This window comes from Streptomyces roseirectus (assembly GCF_014489635.1).
Taxonomy (GTDB): domain Bacteria; phylum Actinomycetota; class Actinomycetes; order Streptomycetales; family Streptomycetaceae; genus Streptomyces; species Streptomyces roseirectus.
Genome location: NZ_CP060828.1, coordinates 3973896 through 3989766, shown reverse-complemented (window position 1 = coordinate 3989766; position 15871 = coordinate 3973896). Strand labels below are relative to the sequence as shown.

The following is a 15871-nucleotide window of genomic DNA, read 5'->3' as shown; positions in this document are numbered from 1 at the left end:
CGGCTCTCAGCCGGCCTGGTGCGGGAACACGGCGGGCGGTGCCTCCTCCGCGAAGAACGTCTTCGCCCGGGTCAGAGCCTCGCCGTCCTTGAGGACGTCCCCGCGGTCGGTCCCGTTGCCGAGCAGCACGCCGCCGAACCGCATCTTCATGAACGCGGCCGTGTGATGCAGGGTCCCGGCCAGCGGCTCCGCGAGGGACGCGTGACTGGCGTACGCGGCGACGCCCCAGAGGGTGCGCCCGGCCATCGTGCCCCGGAAGTCGGCCTCGGGCAGTCGCAGCCAGCCGGACCAGTGGTCGAGGTAGCGCTTGGTGAGTCCGGAGACGGAGTACCAGTACAGCGGCGAGGCGATGACGAGGTCGGTGGCGGCGAGGGTGGCGTCCAGCAGGCGCCGCGCGTGGGGGTCGTCCGGGGCGCTGTAGCCCCCGTCGTGGCGCAGGTCGGGGAAGTCGGGGAGCGGGTGGTCGACGAGGCTGATCCACTCCTGCTCGACGTCCGCGGGCAGTTGCTCGGCGGCGCGGCGGGCGAGGAGTTCGGTGTTGCCGCCGTGCCGGCTGCTGCCGAGCAGGAACAGGAAGCGACGGTTCGTCATGGAGCCCCCAGAGAACGGTGAGGAGTGATCATATGCACGCGCAATCATCGCCCTGGATCGAGGGCGGCGCGGACGTCCAGGGCAGCAGCGCCGCCACGGCCAGCAACAGCCCCTCCCGCCCGTGCGGCGCCACGATCTGGAGCCCGACCGGACAGCCGTCCGACCCGACCCCGGCCGGCACACTGACCGCCGGATGCCCGCTGAGGTTGAACGCCCAGGTCAGCGCGGTCGAGTAGCGGTCGCCCGGCCCGTCGTGCCCGTGCGCGGCGTTCGGAGTCGTCGGCGTCAGCAGCAGATCGGCGGAGCGGAACAGCTCGGCCAGCCGCCGGTCGTTGACGTCCCTGGCGGCCCGGCGCGGCGCGGGGGAGGACTCAGGGGGTTCGGGGGAGGGGGAGCGCAGGGCGAGCCAGGCGTCCGCCGGGTCCGTCAGCGAGAGCGGCGGCTCGGTGAGGCGCACGGCTCCGCTGTCGGCGAGGCGCAGCGCCGCCGCGCGCGCGAGGGCGGCCGGTTCGGGGTCGGGGGCCGCGAAACCGAGGCCGGGGGACCAGACGGCGTCCAGCGGGCGGTCCAGTACGGGCAGCGGTTCGCCGGACAGGGCGCGCCAGCAGGCCGCGGCGTCCGCCGGGTCACGGGCGAAGAAACCGGGCGCGGCGAGCCCCGTGCGGTCCGGGCTCGGCAGCCGTCCGTTGGTGGTCTTCAGCCCGGTCACCCCGCACCAGGCCGCCGGGATCCGCACCGACCCGGCCCCGTCGCTCCCGGTCGCCAGCGGCACCAGCCCCGCGGCCACCGCGACAGCGGACCCCGCCGACGAACCGCCGGGCGTACGGTCGCGGCGCCACGGATTGACGGTGCGGCCGTGCCGCCCGACCCCCCAGGTCTGCCAGGCCGTCCCCGGCCCCGGCACGGCCGTGGCCCCCACGGGCACGCACCCGGCCCCGACCAGCGCCTCCAGCCCCGCGGCCCGCCCCTTCACCCCGATCGGTACCCCCGCCAACGGCAGGTCCTCCCCGGCCGCGACCCGCACATCCACCTCGCGGGCCCACAAGCCCGCCTGAGCCGCCCAGACCTCCCGGAATGCGCCGAGGGTCCGATCAAGGTCCTCCAGGCGCTCCAGGGCCCCTTCCAGGACCTCCACGGCGGTCATGGTGCCCGAGCGGACGGCGGCGGAGATCGCGGCGGCGGTGCCGGACGTCACCGCTCAGGCCGTTCCGAGGTCGAGCAGCAGCGCCATGACCCCCACCAGCGTGGCCCCGCTGACGATCTCCCGGCGCGCGATGAGACCGGCGAGGCCGTCGAGCGGGATCCACTCGACACGGTCGGACTCGTTGCGCTCGGTCGGCGGGCCGATCAGGCGCGCGTCGTCCGTGCGGAAGACGTGGTGACGGGTGTCCGTGATGCCGGCCGCGGGCTCGGCGTAGATCAGCTCGCGCACGGAACCGGGCCGCCAGCCCGTCTCCTCCTCCAGCTCCCGGGCCGCCGCCCGCGCGGGCGTCTCGCCGTCCTCCACGAGCCCCATCGGCAGCTCCCACGCCCACGTGTCCGTGAGGAACCGGTGCCGCCACATCATCAGCACCCGCCGCTGCCCGTCGACGGCCGCGAGCACCGCGAGATCGCGCAGGCGCACCGCGTGGTACTCCGTACGGGTGCCGTCGGGCTGTTCGACGTCCAGCGCGCGCAGGCGCACCCACGGCGTGTCGTACAGCGGTCGTTCTCCGTGGACGGTCCAGCGCATGAGGCCCCCGAGGTGCGTCGTACGGTCCCATCCTCGGGGAACCCGCCTTGTGGATCAACGAAGTTGTGTACGACGGCGGATACCGGCCAGGTATCTGGAACGAGGCTGTGACGTCCCGGTGACGCGAGCACCGGGGACGAGCGGCCATACTCGCCAGTAAGCGTGTTTATCGGATCGTGACACGCGGAACGCCGGTTCCCCGGCAGAACCGAGTGAGGAACACATGCCCCGACCCAGCCGAGAGCCCCAGCGCGCGCCCGCCGTGACGGCCCCGGCGCCGATCGACGTCCGGGTCACGGCACACACCGGCGCCACCATCGGCGGGGTCCCCGTCACCGTCCCCGACGGCCAGGAGATCCAGCACGCCGTCCTCGCCCACCTCCGCCGCACCGCCCTCGCCACCGGCCACGCCGTCCTCGCCACCGTCCACGACGAACGCAGCGGCTACATCGTCCCGATCCAGGTCCACCCCGACGGGTCGAGCACCCTGACGGCGGAACCGGTCCCGATCACGGGGACGTCGGCCGACACGGCGACCCCACGCGCGGGCGCACCGACCCCGGGCACCCACGCGGCGCCCCCGCAGCAGACCGGCGCGGGCACGCGCACAGACGCGTACGCCGACGAGACACCCACCGCCGCACCGGGCACCGTCGCCCCTCCGACCGGGGTGTTCGGGCCACCGCCGGTGATGGAGGCGGCGGAGGAACGGGCGGGGCTTGACGAGGTGCCGCCGGACCGGGGTGAGGAGGCGCCAGGGCGGGGTCAAGTGACGCCGGGGTTCGACGATGCGGCGGGACTCAGCGTGGGCGCGCCGGTGATCGATGCAGCGGCGGCGGGACTCAGCGAGGGAACGCCGAGGATCGACGACACGGCGGCGGGGCCGGGCGAGGGAGTGCCGGGACGGGTTGAAGGGACGCCGGGGTTCGACGGGGGTTCGGCGGGGCCGGGCGCGAGCGCGCCGGGGTTCGACGAGATGCCTCCGGGACGGCGTGAAGCAGCGTCGTGGCCGGGTGACGAAACGGCCGGGCAGGCCGACGGAGCCCTCCTGGACGCCGAGCCGTCGTCGCCGTCGCCCTCCCGCGACGCATTCGCCCCAGAGGCTCGCCGGCCCTCCGTACCGCCCGCTCCCCCCGGCGCCCCTCAGCCCCTCGCGCCGCCGGCCTCCCTCGACACTCCGCCCCGTCCCGTCCCCCTGGTCGACCCCGAAACCGTGGTCGCGGCCCGGGAGCCCGCGCCGAAGCACACGCCCGCGCGCGGGTTCGACGCCGTCGCGGAGGCCGTCCTCGGGGACGACCCGCGCGAGACCGACGGCGCGGAGCCGGGGCCGTTCGCCGCACCGGTGGCACGCATCAACGAGGCCGTACGGGCCGGACAGATCGACGTGGCGGTGGCCCTGGCCGAGCAGACCGTGCAGGAGGCGTCCACGACCCTCGGCGCGGACCACCCCGAGGTGCTGCGCCTGCGCGAACTCGCCGCCTACATCGCCTACCTCGCCGGCGACCCGGTGCGCGCGTTCCACGTCTCCCTCGACGTCGCCTGGACCCACCGCCGCACCGGCGACCCGGAGTCCGCCTACGACAACGTCCAGAGCGCCGCCACAGCCTGGCGCGCCGTCCGCGAACCCGTCCAGGGCCTGAACCTCGGCAACGAACTGCTCGGCCTCTGGGCGGCGCTGGCCGCCGAAGGAGGGCCCGCGGCCGAAGACCCCGGGCCCCTCGAATCCGCCCGCTCCCGCATGCTGCGCCTGGCCGAACGGGCAGCGGCACGGCAGGGGAGCTGAGCGGGGGAGTGCGGGTACGTCGGGACGGGACGGCCTCGTCCTGACGCGGACGTCGCGACGAAACCGTCCCGTCGTGGACGTCACGACGGGTCAGCCCCGTCCCGGCGCTGCCGTAGCGACGAAGCGGTCTCGTCCCCTCGCGGACGCCGCGACGGCACAGGCTCGTCCCGACGCCACCGTCACGACGCAACCGGACCGTCCCAACGCCCCCGTCACCCCGCTCCGTGCCCGTCCCGACGTCCTACGACGACAACGTCCACACCGCATACGCCGCCGCATCCGAGTTCCGGTCGAGCGCCGTGTCGTTGATGTTGGCCGTCGTGTCGCAGGACGAGTGGTAGCAGCGGTCGAACGCCTGCCCCGAGGTGCCGCCCCACTTGGTGGCCTGCGCGGCGGTCTTGGCGCGGCTCGCCCCGGTGAAGAGGCCGCCGACGGGGACGCCGGCGCTCTTGAAGGGGGCGTGGTCGGAGCGGCCGTCGCCCTCGGTCTCGATCTCGGTGGGTACCCCGATACCGGAGAAGTAGGTCTTGAAGGTCTGCTCGATGACGGGGTCGTCGTCGTAGACGAAGTAGCCGGGGTTGGGGGAGCCGATCATGTCGAAGTTGAGGTAGCCGTCGATCTTGGCGCGGTTGGCGGTGGAGAGGTTGTTGACGTAGTACCGGGAGCCGACGAGACCGAGTTCTTCGGCGCCCCACCAGGCGAATCTGAGGTGCTTGGTGGGCTGGTGGTTCGCGCGGGCGACGGCGAGGGCGACTTCCAGGACGGCGGAGGAGCCGGAGCCGTTGTCGTTGATGCCGGCACCGGAGGAGACGCTGTCCAAATGTGACCCGGCCATGACAACCTGATCCGGGTCTCCGCCGGGCCAGTCGGCTATCAGGTTGTAGCCGGTGCGCCCGGAGGACGTGAACTGCTGGACGGTGGTGGTGAACCCGGCCGCGTCCAGCTTGCCCTTCACGTAGTTGACCGAGGCGAGGTACCCGGCGCGGCCGTGCGCGCGGTTGCCGCCGTTGGCGGTCGCGATGGACTGCAACTGCGTGAGGTGCGCCTTCACGTTGGCCAGCGGGATGTCGGGCGCGGCGGCGAGCGTCCCGGTGGGCGCCGCGCCCGCGGACCCGGTGACGCCGGTCGCGAACAGGGTGAGGCCCGCGACGACGGCTGCCGCCGACGCCCGCGTGGAGACAGAGAGCTTCATGGTGGGGGGCTCCGGAATCCAGTCCTGGTGGCACTCCCGGCCGGGGTTTCCGCACGGGGAGTCCACAGTTGATGAGGTGACTGGATGGTGAAGCCGGGGTCAACGCTCAGTCAAGAGGGCCCCAGGGAAGGGGAGTTGGCGCGTACCACCAGCAAAGGGACACTCCGCCGACCCCGACCCCGACCCCGACCCCGACCCCGACCCCGACCCCGACCCCGACCCCGACCCCGACCCGCCCTACGCCTTGGCCGCGGGCGGCATCGTCTCGGGATCACCCTCGGGTACTACCCCCGCAGAGCTAGGGACCGCCCCCGAGGAAACCCCCTCAACCTTCCGCGCGGCACCGTCCACCACGGCCACCCCCTCCACCCCGAGCCGCCGCCCCCTCCGCGCCGTCCGCCACGCGTCCCCCGTGAGGAGGACGAGTGCGAGCCATACCAGCGCGAAGCCCGCCCAGCGCTCGGGCGGCATGTCCTCGCTGAAGTAGACGACCCCGAGGAGGAACTGGAAGACCGGCGCGAGGTACTGCAGCAGCCCCAGCGTGGACAGCGGCACCCGGATCGCCGCCGCGCCGAAGCAGACGAGCGGGACGGCGGTGACGATGCCGGTCGAGGCGAGCAGCGCGGCGTGCCCGGCGCCCTCGGACGCGAACGTCGCCGAGCCCTGCGCGCTCAGCCAGACCAGGTAACTGAGCGCGGGCAGGAACTGCACGGCCGTCTCGGCGGCGAGCGATTCGACGCCGCCGAGCCCGACCTTCTTCTTGACCAGCCCGTACGTCGCGAAGGAGAAGGCGAGGACGAGGGAGATCCAGGGCAGCCGCCCGTAGCCGACCGTCAGGACGACGACGGCGAGGAAGCCGACCCCCACCGCCACCCACTGCACGGGCCGCATCCGCTCCTTCAGCAGCAGCACGCCCATGGCGATGGTGACGAGCGGATTGATGAAGTACCCGAGGGACGCCTCGACGACGTGCCCGGCGTTGACCGCCCAGATGTAGACGCCCCAGTTGACGGTGATGACCGCCGCGGCGACCACGATCAGCGCGAGCTGCCGGGGCCGGCGGACCAGCTCCTTCGCCCACGCCCAGCGCCGCACGAACAGCAGCGCGCCCGCGACCACGACGAGCGACCACACCATCCGGTGGGCCAGGATCTCGGTCGCCCCGGCGGGCTTCAGGAGTGGCCAGTACAGCGGTACGAGCCCCCACATCCCGTAGGCCGCGAACCCGTTCGCCATACCTATCCGCTGCTCGCCCCTGGACTTCCCGGCCACGACACCTCCCGCTCGCCATACCTGCGGGACGAAGGTAGCGGTGCGGAGACGGAGATGTCATGCGTGTATCGCGATACGGTCATGACGGCACCATCGGAAGCCTTCCGGTACCTCTCCGGTATCCCGAGCGCCCGTACCCCTCACGTATTACGGGGTGCACGGCCGACGCCCATCCGCGCCACCCGTACACCCCGTAATACCCCTACGGGATTCCCGCCGCCGCTCAGCCCTTCAGCGCCCCGGCGACCGCCTCGGAGAGCGGCGTCGTCGGCCGCCCGATGAGCCGCGACAGGTCCCCGGAGGTGACCTCCAGCTCACCCTTGGCGATGGACTCGTCGACCCCCGCGAGGATCTGGGCGAACGGCTCGGGCGCCCCGGCGCCGGTGAGGATCCCGACCAGCACCTCGGCCGGCACGGCGTTGTAGCCGATCTCCTTGCCGGTCTGCGCGCTCAGCTCGCCCGCGTACTCGGCGAAGCTCCAGGCGACGTCGCCGCCCAGCTCGTACGTCTGGTTCTCGTGCCCCTCACCGGTCAGCACGGCGACGGCCGCGGCGGCGTAGTCCGCGCGCGAGGCGGAGGAGACGCGCCCCTCGCCGGCCGCCGCGACGACGGCGTTGTGCTCAAGGACCGGCGCCAGGTTCTCGGTGTAGTTCTCGTGGTACCAGCCGTTGCGCAGCAGCACGTACGGCAGCCCGGAGGCGAGCAGCGCCTTCTCGGTGGCGCGGTGGTCGTCCGCGAGCGCGGCCGTCAGGGAGCCGGGGGCGCTGGTGTACGCGAGGAGCGCCGCGCCCGCCGCCTTGGCCGCGTCGATGACGACCTGGTGCTGGCCGGGACGGTCGTTGCCGACCTCGCTGCCCGAGATGAGCAGGACCTTGTCGCCGGCGGCGAAGACGCTGCCGAAGGTCTCGGGGGCGTTGTAGTCGGCGACAGCGAGCTTCACGCCGCGCGCCGCGAGGTCGGCGGCCTTGGCCTCGTCGCGCACGACGGCCGTGATCTGTCCGGCGGGGACCTTCTCCAGCAGCTGCTCCACGACGTGGCGGCCGAGGTGTCCGGTGGCTCCGGTGACGACGATGCTCATGGTTCATGACTCCTTGTGGGGTGACCTACGCACTAACCCTAGGAGCTGCGCTAACCAATGGAAAGTACCCACTTTGAAGTAAGGTACTGGCATGTCGGTAACCACAGAGAGCACGGAGAACTTCACGGAACGGGCGCGCGTGTACCAGACGGCCGACGGCGCGATGTGCCCCCACCGCCTGGTCCTGGAACACGTCACCAGCCGCTGGGGCGTCCTCGTCCTGATCGAACTCCTGGACGGCGCCCGCCGGTTCAGCGAACTGCGCCGGGCGATGGGCCGCGTGAGCGAGAAGATGCTCGCCCAGACCCTGCAGACCCTGGAGCGCGACGGCTTCGTCCACCGCGACGCCCACCCGGTCATACCGCCCCGCGTCGACTACTCCCTCACCCCGCTGGGCCGCGAGGCCGCCGACCGCGTCCGCGACCTCGCCGAGTGGACCTACCGCAGCTTGGGCGAGGTCTTCGAGGCCCGCGAGCGCTACGACGCGCGACGCGAGGACTCCGCCGCGGGGTGAGCCAGGCGATGACTGCCCACCGGCCGTCCGACCCCACCTCGTCCTCCACACGGCCGGGCCCGCGAGCACGCCCGGCCGCCCGCCAACACGCCCCGCGGACCACCGGCGAGCCGGCCTCACCTCACAGCGTCGGCCCGCCGGTGACCCTCGTCAGCCTTTTGTCCGCCTCACCCCACCACCGTCCACGTGTCCCCGCCCGCCAGCAGCGCCGCGAGGTCCCCCTTGCCCCGCTGCTCCACGGCCGTGTCCAACTGGTCGGTCATCAGGCTGTCGTACACGGGCCGCTCCACGGACCGCAGGACGCCGATCGGCGTGTGGTGCAGGGTCTGCGGGTCGGCGAGCCGGGAGAGCGCGAAGGCCGTCGTGGGTGAGGCGGCGTGAGCGTCGTGCACGAGGACGTCCGCCTCGTTCTCCGGGGTGACGTCCACGACCCGTAGGTCTCCGGTAGCCCTGTCCCGTACGACCCCGCGCGCGTTGTCCGCGCCGAAGCGGACCGGCTGCCCGTGTTCGAGGCGGATGACCGCCTCCTGGGCCAGCTCCCGGTCCTTGAACGACTCGAACGCCCCGTCGTTGAAGATGTTGCAGTTCTGGTAGATCTCGATCAGCGCGGTCCCGGGATGCGCGGCGGCCTGCCGCAGCACCTCCGTCAGGTGCTTGCGGTCGGAGTCGATCGTCCGCGCGACGAACGACGCCTCCGCGCCGAGCGCCAGCGACACCGGGTTGAAGGGCGCGTCCAGCGACCCCATCGGCGTCGACTTGGTGATCTTCCCTACCTCCGAGGTAGGGGAGTACTGCCCCTTCGTCAGCCCGTAGATCCGGTTGTTGAACAGCAGGATCTTCAGGTTGACGTTGCGCCGCAGGGCGTGGATGAGGTGGTTGCCGCCGATCGACAGCGCGTCCCCGTCCCCGGTCACCACCCACACGCTCAGGTCCCGCCGGGACGACGCGAGCCCCGTCGCGATCGCGGGCGCGCGCCCGTGGATGGAGTGCAGCCCGTAGGTGTTCATGTAGTACGGGAACCGCGACGAGCAGCCGATCCCCGACACGAAGACGATGTTCTCCTTCGCCAGCCCCAGCTCGGGCATGAAGCCCTGCACGGCCGCCAGGATCGCGTAGTCCCCGCAGCCGGGGCACCAGCGCACCTCCTGGTCCGACTTGAAGTCCTTCATGGCCTGTTTCGCCTCGGCCTTGGGGACCAGCTGGAGGAGCGGGTTCGCCTCGGACACCTCTGTCAGCTCAGCCATCGATGGCCTCCTTGAGCGCCGTGGCGAGCTGCTCCGCCTTGAACGGCATGCCGTTGACCTGGTTGTAGGAGTGGGCGTCGACCAGGTACTTCGCCCGTACGAGCGTGGCGAGCTGACCGAGGTTCATCTCGGGGATCACCACCTTGTCGTACCCCTTGAGTACGACGCCGAGGTTCTTCGGGAAGGGGTTCAGGTGGCGCAGGTGCGCCTGCGCGATGGCCTCCCCGGCCGACCTGAGCCGGCGCACGGCGGCCGTGATCGGGCCGTACGTCGAGCCCCAGCCGAGCACCAGCGTGCGCGCGCCGTCCGGGTCGTCGACCTCGATGTCCGGGACGGCGATGCCGTCGATCTTGGCCTGCCGGGTGCGGACCATGAAGTCGTGGTTGGCGGGGTCGTAGGAGATGTTGCCCGTGCCGTCCTGCTTCTCGATGCCGCCGATGCGGTGTTCGAGACCGGGCGTGCCGGGGACGGCCCAGGGGCGCGCCAGCGTGTGCGGGTCGCGCTTGTAGGGCCAGAACACCTCCGTGCCGTCCGCCAGCGTGTGGTTGGGCCCCTGGGCGAACTGGACGCCCAGGTCCGGCAGTTCGTCGACCTCGGGGATGCGCCACGGCTCGCTGCCGTTGGCCAGGTAGCCGTCCGACAGGAGCATCACCGGCGTGCGGTACGTGAGCGCGATGCGGGCCGCCTCAAGGGCCGCGTCGAAGCAGTCGGCGGGCGTGCGCGGGGCGACGATCGGGACCGGCGCCTCGCCGTTGCGCCCGTACATCGCCTGGAGCAGGTCGGCCTGCTCGGTCTTGGTCGGCAGGCCGGTGGAGGGCCCGCCGCGCTGGATGTCGACGATCAGCAGCGGCAGTTCGAGCGACACCGCGAGGCCGATCGTCTCACTCTTGAGAGCTACCCCTGGCCCTGACGTGGTCGTCACCGCGAGGGAGCCCCCGAAGGCCGCCCCCAGGGCCGCGCCGATACCGGCGATCTCGTCCTCCGCCTGGAACGAGCGCACACCGAAGTTCTTGTGCCGGGACAGCTCGTGCAGGATGTCCGACGCCGGGGTGATCGGGTAGGAGCCCAGGAACAGCGGCAGGTCCGCCTGGCGCGAGGCCGCGATCAGCCCGTACGCGAGCGCGAGGTTGCCGGAGATGTTGCGGTAGACGCCCGGCGGGAACGCGGTGGTCGCCGGCGCGATCTCGTAGGAGACCGCGAAGTCCTCCGTCGTCTCGCCGAAGTTCCAGCCCGCGCGGAAGGCCGTCAGGTTCGCCTCGGCGATCTCCGGCTTCTTCGCGAACTTCGCCTTCAGGAAGCGTTCCGTGCCCTCCGTGGGCCGGTGGTACATCCATGACAAGAGGCCGAGCGCGAACATGTTCTTGCTGCGCTCGGCCTCTTTGCGGGTGAGGTCGAAATCCTTCAGTGCCTCGACGGTCAACGTCGTCAGCGGCACCGGATGGAGGTGGTAGCCGTCCAGCGAGCCGTCCTCCAAGGGGCTCTCGTCGTACCCCACTTTCTGCATCGCCCGTTTGGTGAATTCATCCGTATTGACGATGATCTCCGCGCCGCGTGGCAGGTCCCCCACGTTCGCTTTCAGCGCCGCCGGGTTCATCGCCACCAGCACATTGGGCGCATCACCCGGCGTCAGGATGTCGTGGTCCGCGAAGTGGAGCTGGAAACTCGACACTCCGGGCAGCGTCCCCGCGGGGGCCCTGATCTCGGCCGGGAAGTTCGGCAGCGTGGACAGATCGTTCCCGAACGACGCCGTCTCCGAGGTGAACCGGTCACCCGTGAGCTGCATGCCGTCGCCCGAGTCCCCCGCGAACCTGATGATCACCCGGTCGACACGGCGTACGTCCTTCGCCGTTCTGCCCGGTTTGCGCTGCTCTCCCACGACGGCTTCGTCGGCCTGCTCCGCCGGGCTGCTGACCTGACTGGTCACTGAACTGGACCTCCTTCGAGGCGGCTGTCCGGGAGCTGCCTTCCCGCAGGCCCTCCCAGATCAAGCCTACGTCTGTGAGGGTCGCCCGCCCTCGGCCATTCGGCCGATCATCGTGCGCGTATCACCGCAGTACGACGACCGCCGGGCGACCCGGCTTGTCATGATTTACCGCTCGCTCCGTTCCGCGTTCGTCAACACACGGTCCTTGCCGATGTCAAGCAAGGACAGTGCTACCCCGCTACGAGTTCAGGTAGGTCAGAACTGCTAGAACCCGCCGGTGATCCCCATCACTGGGCGACAGCCCGAGCTTCAGGAAGATGTTGCTGACGTGCTTCTCGACGGCCCCGTCGCTGACCACGAGCTGTCTCGCGATCGCCGAGTTCGTCCGCCCCTCGGCCATAAGACCTAGTACTTCCCGCTCACGCGGCGTCAGGCCCGCCAGCACGTCCTGCTTGCGGCTGCGCCCGAGCAACTGCGCGACGACCTCCGGATCGAGCGCCGTCCCGCCCTGCGCGACCCGCACCACGGCGTCCACGAACTCCCGCACCTCGGCCACCCGGTCCTTCAGCAGGTACCCCACCCCACGGCTGGAACCGGCCAAAAGTTCGGTGGCGTAACGCTCCTCCACGTACTGCGACAGCACCAGCACTCCGAGTCCCGGATGGGACTTGCGCAGGCGGACGGCGGCCCGCACCCCTTCGTCCGTGTGTGTCGGCGGCATCCGGACGTCCGCCACGACCACGTCCGGCAGCGCCCCGTCGGCGGCCAGTTCCGTGATCGTCTTGACGAGCGCGTCCCCGTCGCCCACCCCGGCGACCACGTCGTGGCCCCGGTCGGTGAGCAGTCTGGTCAGCCCCTCCCGCAGCAAAACCGAGTCCTCCGCGATGACGACTCGCACCCTGTCCTCCACGATGTTCTGGCCCCCCGTCGGCTGTACGCGTGCGTGCGCACCAAGCATCCCAGGCCCGACGCCCGGCGGATCGGCCACTTGGACGATCGGAAGCCCTCAAGGGGCGCCGGAAGCCGCAGTACAGGCTTCCACGCGCCCCTTGAGGACCGATCGACGACGAAAATTGGCGTGATGACGCCCCCTAGGACGACGTTTCGCTCACGAACAGTCCGACATGACCGTTCCTGATCGAAACGACGCCCCTATGGACGACGATCAGATCCGCTCCGCCCGCCACGGCAGCTCCGCCGTCACCCGCGTCGGCCCCCCGGCCGGCGAGTCCACCACCAGGATTCCGTCCACCGCGTCCAGCCGCCCCGCCAGCCCCGCGAGCCCCGAGCCCCCGGAGACGTCGGCGCCGCCCACGCCGTTGTCGACGACCTGGAGCATCAGCCGGTTGTCCACCCGCCACACGTCCACGGACGCCATCGTCGCCCGGGAGTGCTTGCTGATGTTCTGGAGCAGTTCGGAGACCGTGAAGTAGGCGATGCCCTCGATGGCCGGCGCGGGCCGCTCCAGGAGGTCCACGTCCACCTCGACGGGGACCGTGCAGCGGGAGGCGACGGAGGAGAGCGCGGCGTCGAGGCCCCGGTCCGTGAGGACCGCCGGGTGGATGCCGCGCGCCAGGTCACGCAGCTCCTGGAGCGCCATCTTCACCTCGCCGTGCGCCTCCGACACCATCTCGGCCGCCGCGTCCGGGTCTTCGAGCAGCTTCTCCTTGGCGAGGCCGAGTCCCATCGCGAGGTTGACGAGGCGTGCCTGCGCGCCGTCGTGCAGGTCGCGCTCGATGCGGCGCAGGTCGGCCGCCGCCGTGTCCACGACGACGCCCCGGTCCGACTCCAGCTCCACCACACGCGACGCCAGCCGCGAGGGGCCCAGCAGCCCGTGCACCAGCAGCCGGTCCACCATCGTCAGCGCCCGCACGATCCACGGCGCCGTCATCGTGACCAGCATCCCGATCAGCGCCGTGACGGTGATCTCGAAAGGGTTGTCCAGGTAGATCCCGTGCCGCCCGTCGCCGTAGAGCTGGATGCCGTCCTGCCCCGCGTACATCGGGAACACCCAGAACCACAGCGGGTACGTCAGCATGGTCAGGCCGGTCCACCACACGGTCAGCGCGACGCCGAACGTGAACACCGACCAGGGCAGTTGCAGCAGTGAGTACAGGGCGTGCCGCCACGACGCGCCGTCCTTCAGGACCGCGCCCACCCAGCCCATCAGGCCGCGCTTGCGGGGCCGCAGCGGCGCAGGGTCGGCGATCTCCATGCCGAGCAGCCCACGCGCGCGTGCCCGCTCCAGCGCCCCGAAGCCCCGGCAGCCGGCCAGCGCGGCGGCCATCAGGGGCACCCCGAGGAACGTGATGAGCAGACCGGCGCCGACCGACATCATCGTCACCGTGTACGTGAAGAACACGACGGCGATCGGCAGGCTCAGCAGCACATAGACGAACTCCCGCCAACTGCGCCCCTCGAACGGGGTCCGCAGCGCCGCGGGGACGCGGTGGCGCCGCTCGTCCCCGTACCCCTCGTACTCCCCGTAACCCCCGTACCCCATGCCCTGCATGGCCATCGGCTCCGTCCCGTTCTGCTCGTCGACACCGCTTCGGCGATACCGCTGTTCCGCCGTACCACCAGCCTCGGGGGTGGGGCCCGTAGGAACCATGGAGTCCGTCGGCGTCTCGGGTGGGGGGTTATCCCTACCTTCGGGGTGGCTCCTGCGAGCCAACTCCTCGGAGCTACCGCTGCCGAGGTACCCCTGGAGGGCTCCCCCCGCCGGGGTACCCCTGTGGGCCTACCCCCGGTCCCGCCAAGGGAGTTCCACCGTCACCGTCGTCCCCGCGCCCGGCGGCGAGTCGACGACGAACAGGCCGTCGACGGCGTCCAGCCGCTCCGCGAGCCCCTTCATCCCCGTCCCCTTGTCGAGGCTCGCGCCGCCCCGGCCGTCGTCCGAGACCTGGACGAGCAGCCGCTCGTCGGAACGCCACACGTCGACGGACGCCGTCCGCGCGCCGCTGTGCTTGCTGACGTTCTGGAGCAGTTCGGAGACGGTGAAGTAGGCGATGCCCTCGATGGCCGGCGCCGGTCTGGTCGGCAGGTCGGCGGTGACCTTCACCGGGACCGTGCAGCGGGAGGCGACCGAGGAGAGCGCGGCGTCGAGGCCCCGGTCCGTGAGGACCGCCGGATGGATGCCGCGCGCCAGGTCACGCAACTCCTGCAACGCCAGCTTCACTTCACCGTGCGCCTCGGCGACCATCGCCGCCGCCGCGTCCGGATCCTCCAGCAACTTCTCCTTGGCGAGGCCGAGTCCCATCGCGAGGTTGACGAGCCGCGCCTGCGCGCCGTCGTGCAGGTCGCGCTCGATCCGGCGCAGGTCCGCCGCCGCCGTATCCACGACGACACCCCGGTCCGACTCCAACTCCGCGATCCGGCGCTCCAGTTCGTCCGACGGCGACAGCAGGCCCCGCACCATCGCCCGGTCCACGTTCGCGAACCCCCGTGCCAGATACGGCAGTACGGGCCACGCCACGAACAACGAGGCGAACGTCACCGTGAACGTGAGGATCCCCCACGGCAGCCGGACCACGTCGTACAGCACCGTCCGCCAGCCCACCGGGTCCTTCAACGCCGTCCACAGCACCGGCAGGAACCCGCGCCCCCGGCGCCACGGCACCTTGCTCGGCTCCTCCACCCGCACCCCGAGCAGCACCCGCGCCCGCGCCCGCTCGAACCGCCCCATCACCCGCGCGCCCATCAGCCCGAGCGCCAGCAGCGGCACCCCGACGACGGTGATCGTCAGCCCCGCGCCGACCATCAGCATCGTCATGGCGTACGTGAAACCGGTCAGCGCGACCGGCAGGTTGAGCAGCAGATGGGTGATCTCCTTCCACGTCGCCGCGTCATAGGCGGGGCGCAGAGGAGGAAGGGGCTCGTCGGGAGCCGTGGGCTTCGCGGTCATACCCGTCAGCCTGCCGTGTGCCGCGCGGCGGCGCCATGACGTTCCCCGCCTTCGGGTCCGGGGGAAAACCCCACCCGCGCGCCAAGTGGCGTGACGACCCGCTTACGGTCCCTTTAGCAGGGCCTAGACTCCCGTGAGTACACGACGTCGGTCGGACAACGGACGGACATCGGACAGGCAGCGGACAGTTCGGCAGCGAAGGGACGGACGTGCGGGAATCGACCGGCGCCCCTGAGACCGCGCTCGCGGCGGACTACTTCCAGTCGTACTCGGCCGTGGGCCTGCTCGCCGTGGTGGGCGTGCTGTTCGTGGCCGTGGCGTTCGGCGCGGGGCGGCTGCTGCGGCCCGTCGTACCGACGCCCGAGAAACTCATGACGTACGAGTGCGGGGTCGACCCCGTGGGGGAGGGCTGGGCTCACACCCAGGTCCGGTACTACGTGTACGCCTTCCTCTACGTCGTCTTCGCCGTCGACTCCGTCTTCCTGTTCCCGTGGGCCACGGTCTTCGCCGCCGACGGGTACGGGGCGACCACGCTCGTCGAGATGTTCATCTTCCTGGGGTTCCTGGCTGTGGGCCTGCTCTACGCGTACAAGAAGGGCGTCCTGGAATGGGCGTGAGACCGGGGCGGGAGCCGGCG

14 protein-coding genes are annotated in these 15871 nt (G+C 71.5%); 3 read left to right on the top strand and 11 right to left on the bottom strand.

All coding sequences use genetic code 11. The annotated features are described in order from the left end of the window. Positions 1-6 precede the first annotated feature (6 nt). Genes IAG44_RS16460 through IAG44_RS16450 form a run of 3 tightly spaced genes read right to left on the bottom strand, consistent with a single transcriptional unit; the run spans position 7 to position 2323 of the window. Positions 7-591: a flavodoxin family protein gene (locus tag IAG44_RS16460; protein ID WP_187747852.1), complete on the bottom strand. Its 585-nt coding sequence runs from the start codon at positions 589-591 to the stop codon at positions 7-9. A 28-nt stretch (positions 592-619) separates the two neighbouring features. Continuing rightward, positions 620-1735 carry an amidase family protein gene (locus IAG44_RS16455; RefSeq protein WP_187752722.1) on the bottom strand — a complete coding sequence of 372 codons (1116 nt, stop codon included), beginning with the start codon at positions 1733-1735 and terminating at the stop codon, positions 620-622. 54 nt (positions 1736-1789) lie between these two features. After that, entirely contained in the window at positions 1790-2323 is a 534-nt protein-coding gene (locus tag IAG44_RS16450; protein ID WP_187747851.1) for an NUDIX hydrolase, read from the bottom strand. 223 nt (positions 2324-2546) lie between these two features. On the opposite strand from IAG44_RS16450, the gene IAG44_RS16445 reads away from it, so the two are divergent. Further along, positions 2547-4106, top strand: coding sequence for a tetratricopeptide repeat protein (locus IAG44_RS16445; RefSeq protein ID WP_187747850.1), 1560 nt, complete (start codon positions 2547-2549; stop codon positions 4104-4106). Between the two features lie 241 nt (positions 4107-4347). Here IAG44_RS16445 and IAG44_RS16440 read toward each other — a convergent pair whose 3' ends face one another. The 3 genes from IAG44_RS16440 to IAG44_RS16430 all read right to left on the bottom strand — a co-directional run bounded on the left by IAG44_RS16440 (position 4348) and on the right by IAG44_RS16430 (position 7648). Continuing rightward, positions 4348-5298: a M28 family metallopeptidase gene (locus tag IAG44_RS16440; protein WP_187747849.1), complete on the bottom strand. Its 951-nt coding sequence runs from the start codon at positions 5296-5298 to the stop codon at positions 4348-4350. A 237-nt stretch (positions 5299-5535) separates the two neighbouring features. Beyond that, on the bottom strand, positions 5536-6570 hold the full coding sequence (rarD, locus tag IAG44_RS16435; RefSeq protein WP_187747848.1) for an EamA family transporter RarD: 1035 nt from the start codon (positions 6568-6570) through the stop codon (positions 5536-5538). A 223-nt stretch (positions 6571-6793) separates the two neighbouring features. Beyond that, a complete protein-coding gene (locus IAG44_RS16430; protein WP_187747847.1) occupies positions 6794-7648 on the bottom strand; it encodes an NAD(P)H-binding protein in 855 nt (284 codons plus the stop codon). A 163-nt stretch (positions 7649-7811) separates the two neighbouring features. Between IAG44_RS16430 and IAG44_RS16425 the strand changes: the two genes are divergently transcribed. After that, positions 7812-8162, top strand: a complete 351-nt coding sequence (locus IAG44_RS16425; protein ID WP_425508526.1) for a winged helix-turn-helix transcriptional regulator — start codon at positions 7812-7814, stop codon at positions 8160-8162. Positions 8163-8329: 167 nt separating this feature from the next. Here the strand turns inward: IAG44_RS16425 and IAG44_RS16420 are convergent, their stop codons facing one another. The 5 genes from IAG44_RS16420 to IAG44_RS16400 form a co-directional block, all read right to left on the bottom strand. Next, positions 8330-9406, bottom strand: coding sequence for a 2-oxoacid:ferredoxin oxidoreductase subunit beta (locus tag IAG44_RS16420; RefSeq protein WP_246561782.1), 1077 nt, complete (start codon positions 9404-9406; stop codon positions 8330-8332). Continuing rightward, complete coding sequence (locus tag IAG44_RS16415; protein ID WP_187747845.1) at positions 9399-11330, bottom strand: 2-oxoacid:acceptor oxidoreductase subunit alpha; 1932 nt, start codon at positions 11328-11330, stop codon at positions 9399-9401. The genes IAG44_RS16420 and IAG44_RS16415 overlap by 8 nt, the downstream gene beginning before the upstream one ends. Positions 11331-11568: 238 nt before the next feature. Then, positions 11569-12228 (bottom strand): LuxR C-terminal-related transcriptional regulator, encoded by a 660-nt coding sequence (locus IAG44_RS16410; RefSeq protein ID WP_281404291.1) that lies wholly within the window; start codon positions 12226-12228, stop codon positions 11569-11571. A 267-nt stretch (positions 12229-12495) separates the two neighbouring features. Beyond that, on the bottom strand, positions 12496-13848 hold the full coding sequence (locus IAG44_RS16405) for a sensor histidine kinase (protein ID WP_187752720.1): 1353 nt from the start codon (positions 13846-13848) through the stop codon (positions 12496-12498). 222 nt (positions 13849-14070) lie between these two features. Then, a complete protein-coding gene (locus tag IAG44_RS16400; RefSeq protein ID WP_187747843.1) occupies positions 14071-15234 on the bottom strand; it encodes a sensor histidine kinase in 1164 nt (387 codons plus the stop codon). 209 nt (positions 15235-15443) lie between these two features. Between IAG44_RS16400 and IAG44_RS16395 the strand changes: the two genes are divergently transcribed. Beyond that, positions 15444-15851 (top strand): NADH-quinone oxidoreductase subunit A, encoded by a 408-nt coding sequence (locus tag IAG44_RS16395; RefSeq protein WP_187747842.1) that lies wholly within the window; start codon positions 15444-15446, stop codon positions 15849-15851. The last annotated feature ends 20 nt before the right edge of the window (positions 15852-15871 follow it).

What these genes read in the sequence shown, in the direction of transcription:
- IAG44_RS16460 (WP_187747852.1), bottom strand. Translation starts at nt 591, where the DNA reads ATGACGAACCGTCGCTTCCTGTTCCTGCTCGGCAGCAGCCGGCACGGC.
- IAG44_RS16455 (WP_187752722.1), bottom strand. Translation starts at nt 1,735, where the DNA reads ATGACCGCCGTGGAGGTCCTGGAAGGGGCCCTGGAGCGCCTGGAGGAC.
- IAG44_RS16450 (WP_187747851.1), bottom strand. Translation starts at nt 2,323, where the DNA reads ATGCGCTGGACCGTCCACGGAGAACGACCGCTGTACGACACGCCGTGG.
- IAG44_RS16445 (WP_187747850.1), top strand. Translation starts at nt 2,547, where the DNA reads ATGCCCCGACCCAGCCGAGAGCCCCAGCGCGCGCCCGCCGTGACGGCC.
- IAG44_RS16440 (WP_187747849.1), bottom strand. Translation starts at nt 5,298, where the DNA reads ATGAAGCTCTCTGTCTCCACGCGGGCGTCGGCGGCAGCCGTCGTCGCG.
- IAG44_RS16430 (WP_187747847.1), bottom strand. Translation starts at nt 7,648, where the DNA reads ATGAGCATCGTCGTCACCGGAGCCACCGGACACCTCGGCCGCCACGTC.
- IAG44_RS16425 (WP_425508526.1), top strand. Translation starts at nt 7,812, where the DNA reads ATGTGCCCCCACCGCCTGGTCCTGGAACACGTCACCAGCCGCTGGGGC.
- IAG44_RS16420 (WP_246561782.1), bottom strand. Translation starts at nt 9,406, where the DNA reads ATGGCTGAGCTGACAGAGGTGTCCGAGGCGAACCCGCTCCTCCAGCTG.
- IAG44_RS16405 (WP_187752720.1), bottom strand. Translation starts at nt 13,848, where the DNA reads ATGGCCATGCAGGGCATGGGGTACGGGGGTTACGGGGAGTACGAGGGG.
- IAG44_RS16400 (WP_187747843.1), bottom strand. Translation starts at nt 15,234, where the DNA reads ATGACCGCGAAGCCCACGGCTCCCGACGAGCCCCTTCCTCCTCTGCGC.